Source organism: Photorhabdus cinerea (assembly GCF_011189575.1).
Classification (GTDB): domain Bacteria; phylum Pseudomonadota; class Gammaproteobacteria; order Enterobacterales; family Enterobacteriaceae; genus Photorhabdus; species Photorhabdus cinerea.
The window spans coordinates 1-1,397 of sequence record NZ_PUJW01000096.1 but is presented as its reverse complement, the minus strand read 5'-3'; the positions used below and the strand labels follow the sequence as shown (position 1 = coordinate 1,397).

The window sequence follows — 1,397 nt, the reverse complement described above, 5'->3', positions numbered from 1 at the left end:
TTGTGCGGACTTTCCCGCCATCAACCGTCATTGCCATGGAAGCCGGTGCCACTTCTCATTATTGGGGGAGAACGTTACAGGCGATGGGCTATACCGTCAGGCTCGTCCCCACCCAGCACGTCAAAGCCTTTAGCCATTATCAAAAGAACGATGCCAATGATGCGTTGGCTATCTGCGAGACTGCCTGTCGTCCGGGTATCCATTTTGTCCCGATTAAAACAGTGGAACAGCAGGATATTAAAGCACTGCGTAGCGCCCGACAGCTCATGGTGGACCAACGCACCGCGCTTGCCAATCAACTCCGGGCGTTCCTCGCTGAACAGGGCGTGATTATTCCCGTTGGCATTCTGTCACTTCAACACCATTTACCTGATGTTCTGGAAGATGAGAACAATGCCTTGTCTTCTGTCCTGCGACGTTTACTTTATACCTCGTGGGAAGATTTACGTGCCCTAAACCTGCGTATCCATGATATGGATAAAGCAATTGCAGCACTGTCTCGCCAGCAACCGGGTTATGACCCTCTGCTCACTATTCCCGGTGTCGGTCCCCTTATTGCGGCTGCTTTCGTGAGTGACGTCAGCGCATCTCAATTTGCCAATGGCCGACAACTGTCTGCCTGGTGTGGTTTAGTACCCCCGCAACCCAGTTCGGGCGGGAAAAATCGTCTCTCTTCCCTGAGCAAACAGGGTAATCGTCATCTCCGAACGTTAATTATTCATGGTGCCCGCGCCATGATGCGCGGCGTACAAAAACGGGATGACCCTTTAGGCGAGTGGCTAAGAGCCCTGATTACCCGATGTGGGGCCATGAAAGCCGTGGTTGCTTTAGCCAACAAGCTGACCCGAATTATCTGGCGTGTTCTGACGGATAAGGTTGATTATAATATGAAGAAGGCTTTTGCTATCAATTAATTGAATTGAGTGAATCGAAAGAGACGCTTTAACCGAGTTTGCAAACACGGATGAAAAAACGGCTATCGGCCCTGCGATAACCCGAGTAAAACCGAGGTCGTTACATACCGATGACGGATGATAAGGAAACAGGGTGCGGATGACATCATGGCGCGAGCAAATAAGCCCTTTATGACGCCGGATATCTGGTCGCAAACCGTATCAATTTAGTGCTTGCATAATCGGGGCGTCCATATATGGTTTTACGGTTTCAAATTACATTTGGTTGTTAACCATCAGGGCGAAATTCTGGCGCTTAAAGTGACCGCCGGTAATGTAGATGATCGGGAACCTGTTCGCGAATTAACAACAGAATTAACGGGTTCTCTTTACGCCGACAAGGGTTATCTCAGTCAGGAGCTCGCTGACGATTTAGCCAAAACGGGTGTCACTTTCATCACGAAAAAGCGCCGAAACATGAAAGCGTGTATGCAAGCTGAGTGG

At 49.7% G+C, this 1,397-nt stretch carries 1 protein-coding gene and 1 pseudogene; both read left to right on the top strand.

Going from position 1 to position 1,397, the window contains the following annotated elements; translation table 11 throughout:
* On the top strand, window positions 1-914 hold a 914-nt coding region (locus C5469_RS22685; RefSeq protein WP_242689574.1), incomplete at its 5' end, for an IS110 family RNA-guided transposase.
* A 237-nt stretch (window positions 915-1,151) separates the two neighbouring features.
* A pseudogene (locus C5469_RS22680) lies at window positions 1,152-1,397 on the top strand (transposase); the annotation flags it as partial.